This is a genomic window from Mycobacterium sp. M23085 (assembly GCF_045343915.1).
Classification (GTDB): Bacteria; Actinomycetota; Actinomycetes; order Mycobacteriales; family Mycobacteriaceae; genus Mycobacterium.
The window spans coordinates 1,270,782-1,288,005 of sequence record NZ_CP174280.1; the positions used below are offsets into that span (position 1 = coordinate 1,270,782).

The 17,224-nt window shown below is 68.8% G+C and carries 16 protein-coding genes; 5 read left to right on the forward strand and 11 right to left on the reverse strand.

All coding sequences use genetic code 11. The features are described 5' to 3' along the window. Positions 1 to 16 precede the first annotated feature (16 nt). Positions 17 to 1,075, reverse strand: a complete 1,059-nt coding sequence (locus tag ACIUM1_RS05525; RefSeq protein ID WP_406816242.1) for a DUF4192 domain-containing protein — start codon at positions 1,073 to 1,075, stop codon at positions 17 to 19. 113 nt (positions 1,076 to 1,188) lie between these two features. Between ACIUM1_RS05525 and sthA the strand changes: the two genes are divergently transcribed. Then, a complete protein-coding gene (gene sthA / locus ACIUM1_RS05530; protein WP_406816243.1) occupies positions 1,189 to 2,604 on the forward strand; it encodes a Si-specific NAD(P)(+) transhydrogenase in 1,416 nt (471 codons plus the stop codon). A gap of 106 nt (positions 2,605 to 2,710) precedes the next feature. On the opposite strand, the gene ACIUM1_RS05535 is transcribed toward sthA, so the two are convergent. Further along, positions 2,711 to 3,547 (reverse strand): trypsin-like serine peptidase, encoded by an 837-nt coding sequence (locus tag ACIUM1_RS05535; RefSeq protein ID WP_406817544.1) that lies wholly within the window; start codon positions 3,545 to 3,547, stop codon positions 2,711 to 2,713. Between the two features lie 226 nt (positions 3,548 to 3,773). Between ACIUM1_RS05535 and ACIUM1_RS05540 the strand changes: the two genes are divergently transcribed. Genes ACIUM1_RS05540 through ACIUM1_RS05550 form a run of 3 tightly spaced genes read left to right on the forward strand, consistent with a single transcriptional unit; the run spans position 3,774 to position 6,542 of the window. Next, the gene (locus tag ACIUM1_RS05540) at positions 3,774 to 4,745 is read left to right on the forward strand and encodes a proteasome assembly chaperone family protein (protein ID WP_406816244.1); all 972 of its coding nucleotides are present in this window, start codon (positions 3,774 to 3,776) and stop codon (positions 4,743 to 4,745) included. 36 nt (positions 4,746 to 4,781) lie between these two features. Further along, the gene (locus ACIUM1_RS05545) at positions 4,782 to 5,813 is read left to right on the forward strand and encodes an alpha/beta fold hydrolase (protein ID WP_406816245.1); all 1,032 of its coding nucleotides are present in this window, start codon (positions 4,782 to 4,784) and stop codon (positions 5,811 to 5,813) included. A 42-nt stretch (positions 5,814 to 5,855) separates the two neighbouring features. Further along, a complete protein-coding gene (locus ACIUM1_RS05550; RefSeq protein ID WP_406816246.1) occupies positions 5,856 to 6,542 on the forward strand; it encodes a PhzF family phenazine biosynthesis protein in 687 nt (228 codons plus the stop codon). A 20-nt stretch (positions 6,543 to 6,562) separates the two neighbouring features. Here ACIUM1_RS05550 and ACIUM1_RS05555 read toward each other — a convergent pair whose 3' ends face one another. The 3 genes from ACIUM1_RS05555 to ACIUM1_RS05565 all read right to left on the reverse strand — a co-directional run bounded on the left by ACIUM1_RS05555 (position 6,563) and on the right by ACIUM1_RS05565 (position 8,162). Further along, positions 6,563 to 7,048 carry a peroxynitrite isomerase gene (locus tag ACIUM1_RS05555; RefSeq protein WP_406816247.1) on the reverse strand — a complete coding sequence of 162 codons (486 nt, stop codon included), beginning with the start codon at positions 7,046 to 7,048 and terminating at the stop codon, positions 6,563 to 6,565. A 38-nt stretch (positions 7,049 to 7,086) separates the two neighbouring features. After that, positions 7,087 to 7,551 (reverse strand): transcriptional regulator NrdR, encoded by a 465-nt coding sequence (gene nrdR / locus ACIUM1_RS05560; protein ID WP_406816248.1) that lies wholly within the window; start codon positions 7,549 to 7,551, stop codon positions 7,087 to 7,089. A gap of 116 nt (positions 7,552 to 7,667) precedes the next feature. Continuing rightward, positions 7,668 to 8,162 carry a LysM peptidoglycan-binding domain-containing protein gene (locus ACIUM1_RS05565; RefSeq protein ID WP_406816249.1) on the reverse strand — a complete coding sequence of 165 codons (495 nt, stop codon included), beginning with the start codon at positions 8,160 to 8,162 and terminating at the stop codon, positions 7,668 to 7,670. 290 nt (positions 8,163 to 8,452) lie between these two features. Between ACIUM1_RS05565 and lexA the strand changes: the two genes are divergently transcribed. Continuing rightward, positions 8,453 to 9,151 carry a transcriptional repressor LexA gene (gene lexA, locus ACIUM1_RS05570; protein WP_406816250.1) on the forward strand — a complete coding sequence of 233 codons (699 nt, stop codon included), beginning with the start codon at positions 8,453 to 8,455 and terminating at the stop codon, positions 9,149 to 9,151. Between the two features lie 18 nt (positions 9,152 to 9,169). Here the strand turns inward: lexA and ACIUM1_RS05575 are convergent, their stop codons facing one another. The 6 genes from ACIUM1_RS05575 to ACIUM1_RS05600 form a co-directional block, all read right to left on the reverse strand. Continuing rightward, entirely contained in the window at positions 9,170 to 11,362 is a 2,193-nt protein-coding gene (locus ACIUM1_RS05575; RefSeq protein WP_406816251.1) for an LGFP repeat-containing protein, read from the reverse strand. A gap of 487 nt (positions 11,363 to 11,849) precedes the next feature. After that, on the reverse strand, positions 11,850 to 13,010 hold the full coding sequence (locus ACIUM1_RS05580; RefSeq protein ID WP_406816252.1) for an acyl-CoA dehydrogenase family protein: 1,161 nt from the start codon (positions 13,008 to 13,010) through the stop codon (positions 11,850 to 11,852). A gap of 147 nt (positions 13,011 to 13,157) precedes the next feature. After that, a complete protein-coding gene (hflX, locus tag ACIUM1_RS05585; RefSeq protein WP_406816253.1) occupies positions 13,158 to 14,591 on the reverse strand; it encodes a GTPase HflX in 1,434 nt (477 codons plus the stop codon). Between the two features lie 46 nt (positions 14,592 to 14,637). Then, positions 14,638 to 15,510, reverse strand: a complete 873-nt coding sequence (dapF, locus tag ACIUM1_RS05590; protein WP_406816254.1) for a diaminopimelate epimerase — start codon at positions 15,508 to 15,510, stop codon at positions 14,638 to 14,640. A 4-nt stretch (positions 15,511 to 15,514) separates the two neighbouring features. Next, positions 15,515 to 16,474, reverse strand: coding sequence for a tRNA (adenosine(37)-N6)-dimethylallyltransferase MiaA (gene miaA / locus ACIUM1_RS05595; RefSeq protein WP_406817545.1), 960 nt, complete (start codon positions 16,472 to 16,474; stop codon positions 15,515 to 15,517). An 8-nt stretch (positions 16,475 to 16,482) separates the two neighbouring features. Beyond that, positions 16,483 to 17,175 carry a hypothetical protein gene (locus tag ACIUM1_RS05600; protein ID WP_406816255.1) on the reverse strand — a complete coding sequence of 231 codons (693 nt, stop codon included), beginning with the start codon at positions 17,173 to 17,175 and terminating at the stop codon, positions 16,483 to 16,485. Positions 17,176 to 17,224: the final 49 nt, after the last annotated feature.

Consider the following 17,224-nt stretch of genomic DNA (forward strand, 5'->3'; position numbering starts at 1 on the left):
CGGCGCTTCCGTCCCGTCATCCCGCCCTGCGGCGAAACGGCCGTCGCGGCGGTAGCCGCACGCCGAACCGCTTGGCCAGCCGGTACCCGGTCAGCGCCAGATCCCGGATGTCCTCGGGCCGCAGACCCGACTGCAGAGCGGTGTCCAGCATGCCCGCCATCCGATGGTCGGGCGCGCAGCGCAGCACCTCCTGCAGCGACACCCCGGCCAGCGGGCCGTCGCCGCGGGCATACGCGCTGAAGGCGAGCAGGACCAGCGCCTCGACCCGCCACGGCGCGGGCAACGCGCGCGCCAGCAGCGCCCACAACGACTCCGCCTGCCCGGCGCTCTCCCCGACCGCAAGGGCGTACAGGATGTCGCGCACCTGCGGGTCGCTGAGCGCGCAGCCCAGCGTCGCCAGCTCCGTGTCGGACAGTGATTGCCCGGCCGCGACCCGGGCGGCGGCGGCCAGCGCCGTCTCCACGTCGGCGCGGGTGCAGCGGACCGGCTGCGCATCATGCGCCGCCCGGCGCCGGGCGGCCTGCCGTTCGACCGCGGCGGCCAGGGCGGCGCTGCGCGCCGGGTCGTCGGGCGCGATGACCGCCTGCAGGTCGGCGCGACGCGAATAGAGCCGTCTGCCTTCCAGCACCGCCGCGGCGGCCAGCGGTGAGGCCGCGGGGTCGTCGACCACGCCGCTCGACCCGCAGCCTTCGGCGCAATGCCAGCGGCCGCCGACGGCCACCCGGTCGACCACATGGGTGGCCCAGAGCTCAATGTTGTGCTGCGACAAGGCCTCTGCGAGCGCCACCGACAGCTGCCGGTATTCCTCATTGCAGCATGGGCAGTAGGCCCCGTCCGCGTCGACGATCACCGCGATCACCGCCTCAGGGGCCGCCGCGGCGGCGACCTCCGCCAGGTGTTCGATCCGATCGACGAGCTCCTCGGAGAGGTCGACGCGCATCACCGAGCCGAGTTCCCCGTCGCCCAAAGACACTAATATCAATGAATTTTCGGGAACGAAGCCGAGAACGGCCGGCAGCGCGGCGATGAGTGCGCCGGGGCGGGAAAGTTCGAAGTCTGGTCGATGCGTCGTCATGAGCACCAACGCTGACGGCCGCCACCGTCAAGCGGTGCGCACCTGCGGTGGTGCGGCAGCGGACCTGTGGACGAACCCAGCACTGTGCGTTGTGCTGGCTTACTGTTTAAGCCATGAGTTCGGCGCAAGAGTACGACATGGTGGTCATCGGGTCCGGGCCCGGCGGGCAGAAGGCCGCGATCGCCTCGGCCAAGCTCGGTAAGTCGGTCGCCGTGGTCGAGCGGGGCCAAATGCTCGGCGGGGTGTGCGTCCAGACCGGCACCATCCCGTCAAAGACGTTGCGCGAGGCGGTCCTCTATCTCACCGGGATGAGCCAGCGCGAACTCTACGGCGCGAGCTACCGGGTGAAGGAGAAGATCACCCCGGCCGATCTGCTGGCCCGGACCCAGCACGTGATCGGCAAGGAAGTCGATGTGGTGCGCAACCAGCTGATGCGCAACCGCATCGACCTGCTGATCGGCCACGGGCGCTTCGTGGACCCGCACACCATTGAGGTCGAAGACCCGTCGCGACGCGAAAAGATAACCATCACTGGCCATTACGTCGTCGTCGCCACCGGCACCCGGCCCGCACGGCCCTCCGGCGTCGAGTTCGACGAGCACCGGGTGCTCGACTCCGACGGGATCCTCGATCTCAAGTCGCTGCCCACCTCGATGGTGGTGGTCGGCGCCGGCGTCATCGGCATCGAGTACGCCTCGATGTTCGCCGCCCTGGGCACCAAGGTCACCGTCGTGGAGAAGCGCGACGACATGCTCGACTTCTGCGACCCCGAGGTCGTCGAGGCGCTGAAGTTCCACCTCCGCGACCTGGCGGTGACGTTCCGGTTCGGTGAGGAGGTGACCGCCGTCGACGTCGGGTCGGCGGGCACCGTGACCACGCTGGCCAGCGGCAAGCAGATTCCCGCCGAGACGGTGATGTACTCGGCCGGGCGGCAGGGCCAGACCGATCACCTCGATCTGCACAACGCCGAGCTGGAGGCCGACGACCGCGGCCGGATCTTCGTCGACGAGAACTTCCAGACCAAGGTGCCGCACATCTACGCCGTCGGCGACGTGATCGGCTTCCCGGCGCTGGCCGCGACGTCCATGGAGCAGGGACGCCTGGCCGCCTACCACGCGTTCGGGGAGGCGTCCGACGGCATCACCGAGCTGCAACCGATCGGCATCTACTCGATCCCCGAGGTCTCCTACGTCGGCGCCACCGAGGTGGAACTGACCAAGAACGCAGTGCCCTACGAGGTCGGCGTGGCCAGGTACCGGGAGCTCGCCCGCGGCCAGATCGCCGGCGACTCCTACGGGATGCTCAAACTGCTGGTGTCCACCGAGGACCTCAAGCTGCTCGGCGTGCACATCTTCGGGACCAGCGCCACCGAGATGGTGCACATCGGTCAGGCCGTGATGGGCTGCGGCGGCACGGTGGAGTACCTCGTCGACGCGGTGTTCAACTACCCCACCTTCTCCGAGGCCTACAAGGTGGCGGCGCTCGACGTGATGAACAAAGTCCGGGCGCTCAACCAGTTCCGCCACTGACTGGGCGCCACTGACTGGGATGGTGGCGACCCGCCGCGCTGGCGATCGCCACTAAACCAATGGTGACGACCTGCGGCGCCCGGCTACGCCGCGCTGGCGATCGCCACTAACAGGCGTCTTGGAGGTCGTTCGGGACCGGGTCCCCTGGACCGCCGGCCTCGGCGCGCTTCAGCAGCTCCGCGGTTTGGGCGTCGAACGGTGCCGAGTACGACATGTTGGCGGCGCAGCCGCCCCGCTCCAGACCACCGATCAGCCCGATGAGCGTGGTGCCGCTGACCCAGGGCGCCCCGCTGGTGCCGTCCACCAGCCCCTCGCAGGCCAATGCGGGAAACCCGGTATCGGTGACCGACGTGCTGGCCTGGCAGCCGATGGGCGAGCCTCCCACGCCCGCCGGATACCCCAGCACGGTGACGCGGCTGCCGGGCGGCGGCGTGACCCCCAGCGTGAGCGCCAGGCCGACGCGGGACTCGACGGGGACGCCGGCCTCGTTGCTGACCCGAGCGATCGCGTAGTCGGCGTGCGGGTCTTTGCTGGCCGTCCAGCGTGGATCGAGGTAGACGGTGTCGGCCTTCCACACGTCGGCGGGGCCGGGAGCGGCGTCCCCGGCGAAACCGGGGACGAAGGTGATCAGCGAGGCTCCGGCCAGGCAGTGCGCGGCCGTCATGATCAGGTTGCCGCCCGTCGAATGCACCACCGACCCGGTGCACACGTGCAGCGGGCCACCGTCGATGAAGATCGCCCCGATGCGCCGATCCGGTTCGACCGGACCCGCAACGGCCTTCTGCTCGGGTTGGCTGAGCCGCTGCACCGGGCCGCCGACGCGGGGGGCGGATACCGGCGCTCCCGACGCATGCTGGACGGGCGGCCGGCACGACGTCAGCGACGTCACCACCCCCACCAGCGAACAGAGCAGCAAGATCCGAATGCGCATCGCCTTCATCATGCCTGACCGGGGGGCGGCAAGCCGACTGCCACTCATCGCGGTGCAGTACGCGGTTTGCCGGCGCGCCCGGCGCCCCCGGCCGTGTCGTTGACGGATTCGCCGTAGAGGCATCGCGTTTCAGCTATCAGCGTGAACGCGAAGTTCGCTGATAGATGTTGGTTCCGCCTGATTCGGGGGACACTGGGTAGGGCACCCTGGAGAGACCCCCCGAGAGGAGGCGATCGCGATGGCTCACCATCAAGACCCAGATGATCAGTACCAGCCAGGGCAGGCTGGCATGTATGAGCTCGAACTGCCGGCGCCGCAGTTGTCGACGTCCGACGGCCGCGGCCCGGTGCTGGTGCACGCCCTGGAGGGCTTTTCCGACGCCGGTCATGCCATCAAGCTGGCGGCCGGGCATCTGAAGGCGGTGCTGGACACCGAACTGGTCGCGTCCTTCGCGATTGACGAATTGCTGGACTACCGATCGCGGCGGCCGATGATGACGTTCAAGACGGATCACTTCACCCACTACGAGGAACCCGAGCTGAGCCTGTACGCGATGCGGGACACCGTCGGCACGCCGTTCCTGTTGCTGGCCGGAATGGAACCGGACCTCAAGTGGGAACGCTTCATCACCGCCGTGCGCCTGCTCGCCGAACGCCTCGGCGTGCGCCAGACCATCGGCCTGGGCACCGTCCCGATGGCCGTCCCGCACACCCGGCCGACCACCATGACCGCGCACTCGAACAACCCGGAGTTGATCGCCAGCTTCCAGCCGTGGATCTCGGAGATCCAGGTTCCCGGCAGCGCATCCAACCTGCTGGAATACCGGATGGGCCAGCATGGCCACGAGGTCGTCGGTTACACCGTGCACGTCCCGCACTACCTCACGCAGACCGATTACCCGGCCGCCGCGCAGGCGTTGCTCGAACAGGTCGCCAAGACCGCGTCGCTGGAGCTGCCGCTGACGGCTTTGGCCGAAGCGGCCGAGGTGATTCGGGCCAAGATCGACGAACAGGTCGAAGCGAGCGCGGAAGTCGCTCAAGTGGTGGCCGCGCTGGAGCGCCAGTACGATGCCTTCATCGACGCTCAGGAGAACAGATCGTTACTAGCTCGCGACGAGGATCTGCCTAGCGGAGACGAGCTGGGCGCGGAGTTCGAGCGCTTCCTGGCCCAGCAGGCAGAGAAGAAGTACGACGACGACGACAAGCCCTAACCGCCCTTACCCCGCACCGACACCAAGGTTGGCGATATGACCGAGCGGAAGCGCAAGACCACGCTCCGCCCGGTGCGTGAAGTCATCGCACCCAAGCTCGAGTTCCGCACCATCCACGGTTACCGGCGGGCCTATCGGATCGCCGGTTCCGGGCCGGCGATCCTGCTGATCCATGGCATCGGTGACAACTCGACCACATGGAATACGGTGCAGGCCAAGCTCGCCCAGCGCTTCACGGTGATCGCTCCCGACCTGCTGGGGCACGGGCGATCCGACAAGCCGCGCGCCGACTACTCGATTGCCGCCTATGCGAACGGGATGCGTGACCTGCTCAGCGTGCTCGACATCGAGCGGGTCACCATCATCGGCCACTCACTGGGCGGCGGCGTGGCCATGCAATTCGCCTACCAGTTCCCGCATTTGGTGGAACGGCTGATCCTGGTCGGCGCCGGCGGCGTAACCAAGGACGTCAACTTCGTGTTGCGCTGGGCTTCGCTGCCGATGGGCAGCGAAGCGATCGCCCTGCTGCGGTTGCCGCTGGTGCGGCCGGCGGTTCACCTCATGGGACGCGTGCTGGGCGTGGCGTTGGGCAGCAGCGGCCTGGGCCGTGACCTGCCCAACGTGCTGCGGATCCTCGACGACCTGCCCGAACCGACGGCCTCCGCGGCATTCAGCCGGACGTTGCGGGCGGTGGTGGATTGGCGCGGGCAGATCGTCACCATGCTCGACCGTTGTTATCTGACCGAAGCCATTCCAGTGCAAATCGTATGGGGCACAAAGGATGTGGTGGTTCCCGTCCGGCACGCGTGGATGGCGCACGCCGCGATGCCAGGTTCCCGTCTGGAGATCTTCGAAGGCTCCGGCCACTTTCCCTTCCACGACGATCCGGCGCGTTTCATCGACGTCGTGGAGCGCTTCATCGATTCCACCGACCCCGCCGAATACGACCAGGCCAGTCTTCGCGCGTTGCTCCGCACCGGCGGCGGCGAGCGGGCCGTCTCGGGTCCCGCTCCCACCCGCGTCGCCGTGCTGAACGCGATGGGGTCCGACGAACGCAGCGCCACCTGATCGCCTTGATCGATGCGGCGCGCGGCGCCGTACAGTCGTGCCATGGGGATCGACGTGACGGTGTTGCGGGTGTTCACCGACCAGGACGGCAATTTCGGTAATCCGCTGGGCGTCGTGGATGCCGGTCAGGTCGAGCCCGCGGACCGGCAGCGGCTGGCAACCCAATTGGGGTACAGCGAGACGGTTTTCGTCGACCTTCCGGCTCCCGGCTCCACCACCGCGCACGCCACCATCTACACGCCGCGAACCGAACTGCCGTTCGCCGGGCACCCGACCGTCGGCGCGACGTGGTGGCTGCGCGAGAACGGTTCGCCGATCAACACGCTGCAGGTCCCGGCCGGGATCGTGCAGGTGGGTTACGACGGCGACCGCGCCGCCATCAACGCCCGCGCGGAATGGGCGCCCGACTTCGCCCTGCACGAATTCGACTCGGCCGAAGCGGTTCTCGCCGCCGACCCGGCGGATTATCCCGATGACACCGCGCACTACCTGTGGGCATGGACCGACCGGGCGGCCGGGTCGCTGCGGGTGCGCATGTTCGCCGCCAACCTCGGTGTGGTGGAGGACGAGGCGACCGGTTCGGCGGCGATGCGGATCACCGACTATCTTTGCCAAGGCCTGCGGATCACCCAGGGCAAGGGCTCCGTCATCGACACCACGTGGAGCGCCGAGGGCTGGGTCGGGGTGGCCGGGCGCGTCATCAATGACGGTGTGAGACAACTGGACTGACGGCAGGCACTCCAGAGTGCTCAGCGCTGCCGGTGCAACGTCGCGGCGAGGTGGTCCTGCAGCGGTTGCCCGACCGCACCCATCTGCACCGTGTAGGACAGCTCATCGCCGTCGATGCGGAAGAAACGGCCAAGCGCCGTCACCTCTTTCGCGCTGGGCGTCAACCCGACCGTGGTCGTCGACATCTGCATCTCGATGAGGCTCCCGGTGACCGAGTACGTGCCGACCTCGATTTCGGTGATGCCGGACGGATGCGCCAGAACCAGTTCGAGGTGACCCGGTTGGGGCACGCGAAGATATCCGGTTTCGGCATGCAACGGCTTGCCGTCGGCCACCGCCTTGGTCTTCTGCCCGTAGGCCAGAAACGGCTTACCGACGTGGGCGAACACGACTTCCTCGAGATAGTCGAAGGGCGGAATCGTCGGGTACTTTCCGGAACCCTGACCAGACCAGGCCCCAACGAGCGGGGCCAGCGCCACAAGGTCGGGATGCAAGTCAGTGGGCATGGACGCGAGCCTAGGCCGGGGTGGCCCGCCGGGTTCCGTCAGCCCGGGGTCGTCACTCCCCGGTGATCGCGTAGCGCCTGGATCTCACGTTCGAAATCGTCCGCCGACTCGAACGACCGATACACCGAGGCGAACCGCAGGTAGGCCACCTCGTCGAGGTCGCGCAACGGCCCCAGGATGGCCAGACCGACCTCGTGACTGGGGATCTCCGGCGAACCCGCGGCGCGCACGGTGTCTTCGACCTGCTGGGCCAGCAGGTTCAGCGCATCGTCGTCGACCTGGCGCCCCTGGCATGCCCGACGGACGCCGCTGATGACCTTCTCTCTGCTGAAAGGTTCGGTGACGCCGCTGCGCTTGACCACCGCCAGGACCGCGGTCTCCACGGTGGTGAAGCGTCGTCCGCACTCGGGACAGGATCGGCGGCGGCGGATGGCCTGCCCTTCATCGGTTTCACGCGAGTCGATCACCCGGGAGTCGGGATGGCGGCAGAACGGACAGTGCATGACCGCTCCTTCGTCGCGCCGACAAGGTACCGCAGGACTTTGAGCGTACCCGCGCCCCGACTTGACCGGCTAATGGAGCCGCCGGGCGCCCCAGAGCCGTTTTGGCACAAGAAGTGTCAGCCCACCGGTGCGATCAGGGTCTGGCCGGCCATCAGGTTGGACGAGTGCAGATCGTTGAGTTCGCGGATGCGGTCGGCGACCTGGGTGGTCGGCGCGTTGGGTGCCACCCGGTGCGCGAAGTCCTGAAGCGACTCCCCCGCGTCGACGCGGACGACCGCGAGCCGGTCGGGTACGTGAGCCGCCGTGTTCGCGGAGTCGCCGTTGAGCGCCTGGCCGACATTCGCGACGAGACCCAGCCACAGCGTGATCGCCCCGGCGGCCAGCGCCAGCCCGATGGTCGACGCCCAGGTGGTGGCACGCCGGCGGTGCGGGGCGACGGACATGGCCACCCCGGTGCCGTAGTAGCGCGTCGCCTCACCCGCCGGCCGCGACGGGGCGGGCCTGCGCGAACGGGCCAGGCCGTCCCGTCCATAGTGAGCGCCCTGAACGGGCCCGTTGATCGGGCGCCGCAGACTGCTGGTACGCGGCGCAGACGTGTGGATGACTGTCATCTTCGTTCCTCCGGTCAACTAGCTCTCGCTCGTGTGTTCGACTCTAATCGCTTATATGTTCGAAACCCGAACATTTGAGCGAAGCGTGTCGCACGAGCAAACGCTAGATCACACCACCGACAAGTTCGTCGGCCTCTACCACTGTCACGAGGCTCAAATACCCGGTATTTCGAAGAGTTACACATTTGTGATTCACCCGGTTCTCGGGTTTTTCCGCGAGCGATCCGACGCCGACACGCCACTCGAACACATGTTTGATTCCTGTTCGCGATGCGGCTACATTCATTGCCATGGGAGACAGCAACGACATTTCATCGGCCGGCCCCGAGGGCCGGTTGCACTCCGTGGACTCCTCGCTGACCGAACGGCAGCGCACCATCTTGAATGTCATCCGCACCTCGGTCACCAGCCGCGGCTATCCGCCGAGCATCCGGGAGATCGGCGACGCCGTCGGTCTGACGTCGACGTCATCGGTGGCGCACCAGCTGCGCACCCTGGAGCGCAAGGGATACCTGCGCCGCGACCCCAACCGCCCGCGCGCGGTCGACGTCCGCGGTGCCGACGAGGAGGTGGCGGCGCCCGCCACCGAGGTGGCCGGCTCGGACGCCCTGCCGGAGCCCACGTTCGTCCCGGTGCTCGGGCGCATCGCGGCCGGCGGGCCCATCCTCGCCGAAGAGGCCGTCGAGGACGTCTTCCCCCTGCCGCGCGAATTGGTCGGCGAGGGCACGCTTTTCCTGCTCAAGGTGGTCGGTGACTCGATGGTCGAGGCCGCGATCTGCGACGGCGACTGGGTGGTGGTCCGGCAGCAGAACGTGGCCGACAACGGCGACATCGTCGCGGCGATGCTCGACGGCGAGGCCACCGTCAAGACGTTCAAACGCGCCGGCGGTCAGGTGTGGCTGATGCCGCACAACCCGGCGTTCGATCCCATCCCCGGCAACGACGCGAGCGTGCTGGGCAAGGTCGTCACGGTGATCCGCAAGGTCTGACCGGGGGCGCGGGCCGGGTCAATCAGCCCTGGTGAAGCCGTTGGCCTGCGCGACCTCTTCGCTCGATAACCAGATTTCGGCGAGCGTGTCTTGATACAGGTCGCTGTCCGGCGTGTAGTACAGCCCGTAACGAGCGCTCGCCTTGATCGGGTATCCGTCGGGCGCCTGGTAGGGATCGTCGAGCGGCAGGTGGATGGTGGGTCGGCCGTCCGGGCCGGCGAGGCCGTTCTCCGAGCCGTCCTCGGCGTCCGCGGCGGCGTGCCGGCCGCTTCGTGCCGGCGTCCCGGCCGCGACCGCACCGGCGACCACGGCCTCCGCCACGTCGGCTCCCGCCGCGGTGTCGGCTGCCGGCTCCGGCGTCGCCAGCTCGAGGTATTCGTCCTGCGGCTCAGCGGTTTCCAGGGCCCCGGTAACGGCGTCGCTGTCCGGCGGGGTGCGGGGAACGGCGACGTCGGGGTACTCGTCCTCGTCGTACACCTCCTCCTCCGCGTAGCCGGCGTCCGGGTCGTCGGCATCGACGTAGGCGGCGTCGTCGGCGGTCTCGGACTCGGCGACCTCGGGAACGGCGTCGGTGTAGTCGGTGTAGTCGGCGCCGGCGTCGGAATACTCTGCCTCCGACAGCATCTCCTCGGAGACGACCGGGATGGAATCGGTGTCGACGGCGTCCGGGTCTTCCTCCTCGAACCCGTAGTCGCTTTCGGCGGGAACCTGACGTTGCCAGCCGACCCGCGCGGCCTCCCGTTCCGGTTCAGGCTGGTGCGGCGCGCTGAGCCCGAAGGGCTCGGCCTCGTGGTCGGAATCGTCGTGTGCCCAGCGTCCGTCGGGGTCGACGCCGAAGTCCCCGCCGTGGCCGGGCGCGTAGCCCGCGGCGTCCTCGGGCCGCGGCCGGCGCCGGCGCCAGACGAAGAGCACCCACACCAACAGCACGAGCAGCACCAGCACCGGAATGGCGGCCATGAGCCACCACCAGTGCCAGGTGAACTTCTTCGGGTGCGCCGGCATGGCCGAACTGCTCGGCTGGTTCTGGCCGGATACCTGCAGGCCGGACAGCAGCGGCGCCAGGTTGGCCGGTTCGGTGCTGAACGTGTTCTTCGCCCGGTTCCACGAGATCTTGCCGCCGGTGAACTGCTGCGAGACCATGTCGCCGTTGACGGCCTGGTCGCCGACCGGCGCACCGAGTTTGCCGGCCGGGGCGCGCAGCTTGTCCCACGCGGCCTTCATCGCCCCGCGCACGACGAACGCGCCGTGATCGGGCGTCCAGAAGATGACCGGCTTGTCGGCCGCGGAGAAGGTGACGATCCGGCTGGACGGCCCGATGCCGCCGTCGGTTTCGTTGGTGGTGGGGAATCCCAGATCGCTACCGGCCGGGCCGCCCAGCGACTCGTATTTGGCCAGGATGTCGCTCTCGACGGCGTTCGCGCCGGTAGCCGGGGTGAAGAACACCTTGCCGCCGGCGAAGTTCTGGGCGATTCCGTCGCCGCCGACGGGATATTGCCCGCCCTGCTTGGCGCCCAACGGGCCGGTGGGTCCGCCGGCCGCGCGCCAGGCCGTGTTGATTGCCGCGGTGGGATCGATCGCCACCTGCAGGCCCTTCAACTGGTCGGCCAGCGCCGGCGGATCGGTGCTGAACTGCTTGGTCTGCCGGTTCCATGAGACCTGGCCGCCGCTGAATTTCTGCGAGGACACCTCGCCGTTGTAGGTCTCGTCGCCGACCGGCACGCCGAGCACCCCGCCCGAGCTGCCCAGCTTGTCCCAGGCGGTGTTGAGGGCGCCGCGCACCACGAATGGGCCGTGCTCGGGCGTCCAGAAAATCACCGGCTTGTCGCTGGCCGAAAAGGTGATCACCCGGCTGTCCGGACCGGACAGACCGGGCACCTCGTTAATGGTCGGGAAGCCCAGATCGCTGCCGGCCGGCCCACCGAGCTGCTCGTACTTGTCCAGGACGGGCCCGTAGGCGAATTTTGCCCCGGTGGCCGGGGTGAAGAACATCTTGCCGCCGTCGAAATCCAGCGCGAAACCGTCCCCGACGGGGTACACGTCGCCCTTGCGGGCGCCCAGCGGTGAGGTGTCGCCGCCGGCCTTATCCCATGCGGCCATCATCGCGGCTTCGGCGTCGCCGATCGGACTCGCGACCGCGGACGGGGCCAGCAACACGGCGGCCAGTGCTGTGGTCGTCAAGCTGACCAGCGCGCTTCCGATCAGCCTGCGCATGTGACCTCTCTGCACCTTCACCAAGCCTTCCAGCCGGCGGATATGGCTCTATCTGCGGCTATGCCCGTACCTGCCATAACCGGCGAGTGGGCGGTACTTGCGCGGAAAATGGACCCGCGCACGATCAGCCTCATCGCCGGGCTCGCATAACTTTGCTCCAGCCAACAAGCAATGCGAAGTCAAATTACAAATTTTACAAAAACGGATACCACACCGATGTCGAAATGATGCCTGCCAATGGCCCCCGCACGATCCGCCGCGGCATCGTTCGCGCGGCGTTGCAGATTTCGCACGGAAAGGCGGCCGAAACGCGGGCTCGGTGACGGCGCCGGCTACCCACCCGCACAGCAGAATTGCGACGGGGCGCGTGGGCAGTCACCGGCAGCCGAGACCAAGGGCCTGACGATGCGCGCAGACGCGGGTGGGTCGCTTTGTCGCTCACCGACAATAGAGTCGCGGCCCGCGCCGGTGTCGAGCAAACGAAACGCTATACGCCGAGGCTGCGGCCGATGATTTCCTTCATGATCTCGGTTGTGCCGCCGTAAATGGTCTGCACCCGGGCATCCAGATAGGCACGGGCAACGGGGTATTCGCGCATGTAGCCGTAGCCGCCGTGCAGTTGCAGGCAGCGGTCGATCAGGTGCACCTGCTTTTCGGTCGCGTACCACTTGGCCATCGCGGCCTGTTCGGCCGTCAGCTTGTGGTCCAGGTGCAGGCGGACGAACTCGTCGACCATCATGCGGACCACGGTCGCCTCCGTCGCCAGCTCGGCCAGCACGAAGCGGCTGTTTTGGAAGCTGCCGATCGGCTTGCCGAATGCCTTGCGCTCCTTGGTGTATTGCAGGGTTTGCTCGAGCACCTGCTCCATGGCCGCGGCCGCCATGATGGCGATCGAGATGCGTTCCTGCGGCAGGTTCTGCATCAGGTAGATGAACCCCATGCCCTCTTGGCCCAACAGGTTTTCGGCCGGCACGTGCACGTCGGTGAACGACAGCTCGGCCGTGTCCTGCGCGTCCAGCCCGATCTTGTCCAAGTGGCGCCCGCGCTCGAAGCCCTCCATGCCGCGCTCGACGGCGAGCAGCGAGAAGCCCTGCGCGCCCTTTTCCGGGTCGGTCTGTGCGACCACGATCACCAGGTCGGAGTTGATTCCGTTGGTGATGAACGTCTTTGAGCCGTTGAGCACGTAGTGGTCGCCCTGCTTGACGGCACGGGTCTTGATGCCCTGCAGGTCGCTTCCGGTTCCCGGCTCGGTCATCGCGATCGCCGTGATCAGCTCTCCGGTGCAGAATTTCGGCAGCCAGCGCTGCTTCTGCTCCTCGGTCGCCAGGGCCAGCAGGTACGGCGCCACGATGTCGTTGTGCAGGCCGAAACCGATGCCGCTGTAGCGACCGGCGGTGGTCTCCTCGGTGATGATCGTGTTGTACCGGAAGTCGGGGTTGCCGCCACCGCCGTACTCTTCGGGCACCGCCATGCCGAGGAAGCCCTGCTTACCGGCCTCCAGCCAGACACCGCGGTCGACGATCTTCGCCTTCTCCCACTCGTCGTGGTAGGGCGCGACATGGCGCTCGAGGAAGCCCCGGTAGGACTCACGGAACAGGTCGTGCTCTGACTCGAAAAGAGTGCGCTGATATTTGATGGCGCTGCTCATGGAAGACCTCCGGCGGCTGGGATTTCTGCAGCCCAACATATACCAACCGGACGGTTGGTAGACAGCCGCCGGGGTCGCGTCCCGTCGGGATTGTGGGGCTGCCCCACGCCGCCGGCACCGTGCCCTGCTAGGAGGGGCGATGCGCGATCAGTGGGCGGAGAACTCGCGCAGCCGGCCGGCCAGGGCCACCGGAACCCGGGCCCGGATGCGCGTCCCGGTGGCGTTGTGCTCCTCCTGCTGGACGCGCCCATCGGCGTGCAGGCGGGCCACCAGGTCGCCGCGGTGGTACGGGATCACCACGTCGACGGCGGTGTCGGCGGGAACGGCCAGCTCGGCCATCCGGCGGCGCAGGGCGTCGATACCGTCGCCGGTGCGGGCGGACACGAACATGGCGCCCGGGAGGGCATGACGAAGCTTGGCCAGCGCCAAATCGCTTGCGGCGTCGACCTTGTTCACCACCACCAGCTCCTGCGGCGCGTCGCCGTCGGACCCGTAGTCGGCGACGACGTCGGAAACCACCTGACGGACCGCGTTGATCTGCGCCAGCGGGTTGACGTCGGAGCCGTCGACGACGTGCACCAACAGGTCGGCGTCGACGACCTCTTCCAGCGTGGAGCGGAAGGCCTCGACCAGCTGGGTGGGCAGGTGCCGGACGAATCCGACGGTGTCGGTGAGCACGAACGGCCGGCCGTCATCGAACTCGGAGCGCCGGGTGGTGGGTTCCAGGGTGGCGAACAACGCGTCCTGCACCAGTACCCCCGCCCCGGTCAGGGCGTTGAGCAAGCTCGATTTGCCGGCGTTGGTGTAGCCGACGATGGCGATCGAGGGCAGGTCGCTGTGCACCCGCCGGCTGCGTTGGGTGTCGCGGACCTGCTTCATGTCTTTGATCTCGCGGCGCAGCTTGGCCATCCGCTCGCGGATGCGCCGCCGGTCGGTCTCGATCTTCGTTTCACCGGGACCGCGCAGACCCACGCCTCCCCCGCTGCCGCCGGCACGACCACCGGCCTGCCGCGACATCGATTCACCCCAGCCGCGCAGTCGCGGCAGCATGTACTCCATCTGGGCCAGCGCGACCTGAGCCTTGCCCTCCCGGCTGGTGGCGTGCTGGGCGAAGATGTCGAGGATCAGCGCGGTGCGATCGATGACCTTGACCTTCACCGCCTTTTCCAGCGCGGTGAGCTGCGCCGGGGACAGCTCGCCGTCGCAGATGACGGTGTCGGCGCCGCTCGCCAGCACCACTTGGCGCAGTTCGGCGGCCTTACCCGAACCGATATAGGTCGACGGGTCGGGCTTGTCGCGGCGCTGGATCAGCCCCTCGAGCACCTCGGAGCCGGCGGTCTCGGCCAGCGCGGCGAGCTCGGCCATGCTGGCCTCGCTGTCCGCGGCGGTGCCGTCGGTCCACACACCCACCAGGACGACCCGCTCGAGCCGCAGCTGGCGGTACTCGACTTCGGATACGTCGGCGAGTTCGGTGGACAGGCCGGCGACACGACGCAGCGCTGACCGATCTTCTAGGGCGAGTTCGCCCGTGCTGGGCTCCGGGACTGTCGGAGCGTGCTCGCGAAATTCAGGTTCTGTCATAGGCAATAAACGATGATGCACGCGAAAACGATGTCGCGCACCTGATTTAACGCTGCTGTGCGCGCCACCATTCCCCGCTGAGTTCTCCTCTGGCTACCAGCACGGACGGTCCTCGCAGGAAGCTGGTGGCGTCGGTGACGGTGACGACGACCTCGCCGCCGGGCACCCGAACGGTCAGCGTGCCGGTGGCCGCACCGGCACCGGCCAGCGCGGCGACCGCGGCGGCGACCGTGCCGGTGCCGCACGAGCGTGTTTCGCCGACCCCCCGCTCGTGCACGCGCATGTGCGCCGCCCCGTCGACCGGTGCGGTGAGGATCTCGACGTTCACCCCGTCCGGGAACTGGGCGGCGTCGAAGCTCACCGGCGCGGCCACGTCCAGCGCTGCCAGCGCCTCGGCCGTCAGCTGCGGGTCCATACAGGCCAGGTGGGGATTGCCCACATCGACCGCCAGGCCGGAGAACCACCGGCCGCCCACGACCGCCTCACCCGGGCCCAGCGCGTTGGCCTTGCCCATGTCGACGCTGATGTCGGCCGTGGTCGCATCGACGCGGTGCAGCGTGACCGGCCGCGGACCGGCCAGCGACCCGACCACGAATTCGTCGCGTGATTCCATGCCGCTGGCGCGCAGGTAGTGCGCGAAGACCCGCACGCCGTTGCCGCACATTTGGGCGACGGACCCGTCGGCGTTGCGGTAGTCCATGTACCAGTCGCCGGTGGCCACCCCGTCGGGCACCCGGTCGAGCACGCCGGCCGACAGCGCCGCGCCCACCGTGGTGACCCGCAGCACTCCATCGGCGCCGAGGCCGCGTCGCCGGTCGCAGAGCGCGGCCACCCGGGCCGCGGTCAGGCTCAGCTCGGCCTGCGGGTCCGGCAGCACCACGAAGTCGTTCTGGGTGCCGTGCCCCTTCGCGAAGATCACCTGTTCAGGGTACTTCCCGCCATACCCGCACGGCGGCCTCGACAAGGGCCGCGCCCTCGGCCGCGGTCACCGCGCCGACATCGAGCCACTGCACGCGGTGATCCCGGCGAAACCAGGACCGCTGGCGCCGAACGTAACGCCGGGTGCCGACGAACGTCTGCTCGCGCGCGTCCCGCAGCCGATCGGCGCCGGGCCCGGCCGGACCGCTCTCGTCCAGCGCCGCCAGCACCTGCGCGTAGCCCAGCGCGCGCGACGCGGTGACACCGTCACGCAGGCCCCTGTCCAGCAACGCGATCACCTCGCCGACCAGGCCCTGGGCGAACATCGCGTCGGTGCGCCGGGCCAGCCGCTCATCGAGAACGGTTGTGTCGCAGTCCAACCCGACAATGGCGGTGTCCCACCTCGGCTTGCCGATCTGCGGCGCGGAGGCGGCGAACGGCTGACCGGTCAGCTCGACCACTTCGAGGGCCCGCACCGTGCGCCGGGCGTCGGTGGGCAGGATGGACGCGGCCGCGGCGGGATCGCGGCGGGCCAGCTCGGCGTGCAGCCGCCCCACTCCGATCTCGGCCAGCCGTCGCTCCCAGCGGGCGCGGACCGCGGGATCGGTGGCCGGGAACGCCCAGTCGTCGAGCAGCGACTGGATGTAGAGCATCGAGCCGCCCACGATGATGGGCAGCGCGCCCCGCGCCGCGATCGCCTCCACGTCGGCGGCCGCGGCGCCCTGATAGCGGGCGACGGTCGCGGTCTCGGTGACGTCCAGGACGTCGAGTTGATGATGCGGAATGCCGCGGCGGTCCTCGACGGGCAGCTTGGCGGTGCCGATGTCCATGCCGCGATAGAGCTGCATCGCGTCGGCGTTGACGATCTCGGCGCGGACGCCGAACCGCTCGACCCGTTCCGCGAAGTCGAGGGCCAGCTGTGACTTGCCGGTGCCCGTGGGTCCGATGATCGCCAGGGGGCGCACGGCGGCCGTCACAGTTGCCAGGCGCCGGCGAAGTAACCCACCCCGTAGGGCGCTCCGCGGTACAGCTCCTTGGCCGATCGGGGCCCGGGCTCGGCCAGGCCGGCCAGCACCTGGAATGCGACCCGCCCGAGGATCTGCTGCGGCAGGCCGCGCAACGCGGCGATATCACCGCTGGCCAGCGCGTCGTTCAGGGCCTCCTGCGCGGCGGCGTTGGCGGGCTCGTGTCCACCCGGGGCGGCCGCTGTCAGCGTGTTCGCGCCGTCGGCCACCACCAGCACCCCGACCTGTCCGGGCAGCCGGTCGATCTCGGCGCGCAGGTGTTTGCCGAGCCTCAGCGCGGTGTCCGCGTCGTGGTCGGCGCGGTAGACCCGGACCTGTGCGGCGGCGTGCGGCTGCGCCTGACCGCGCACCCAGCCGGCCAGCAACGCGCAGACCGGGAGCGCACGCGGCGGCGCGGCCTCGCCTGCCTGTGGGGAGAGCCGGACACGCACGTCGACGCCGAAACCCGCGAAGCTGCCCACCGCATCAGGACCCAGCACGTCGTCGGCGGGCCCCGTTCCGATCACCACCCAGCTGTCGGGCAGCAGCGCGGCGGCGGCGAGCGTCGCCGCGGTCAGATCGGTCACCTCGGCCGCGGCCGCTCCGGCAAGTTCGGGAACGAGAACCGGCGCCGACGGGACGATCGCGATCGCGCTCAGCACGCCATTAAAGTAGCGCGGCGACCCGCCACCAGTGCGATGTGGCTGCGGC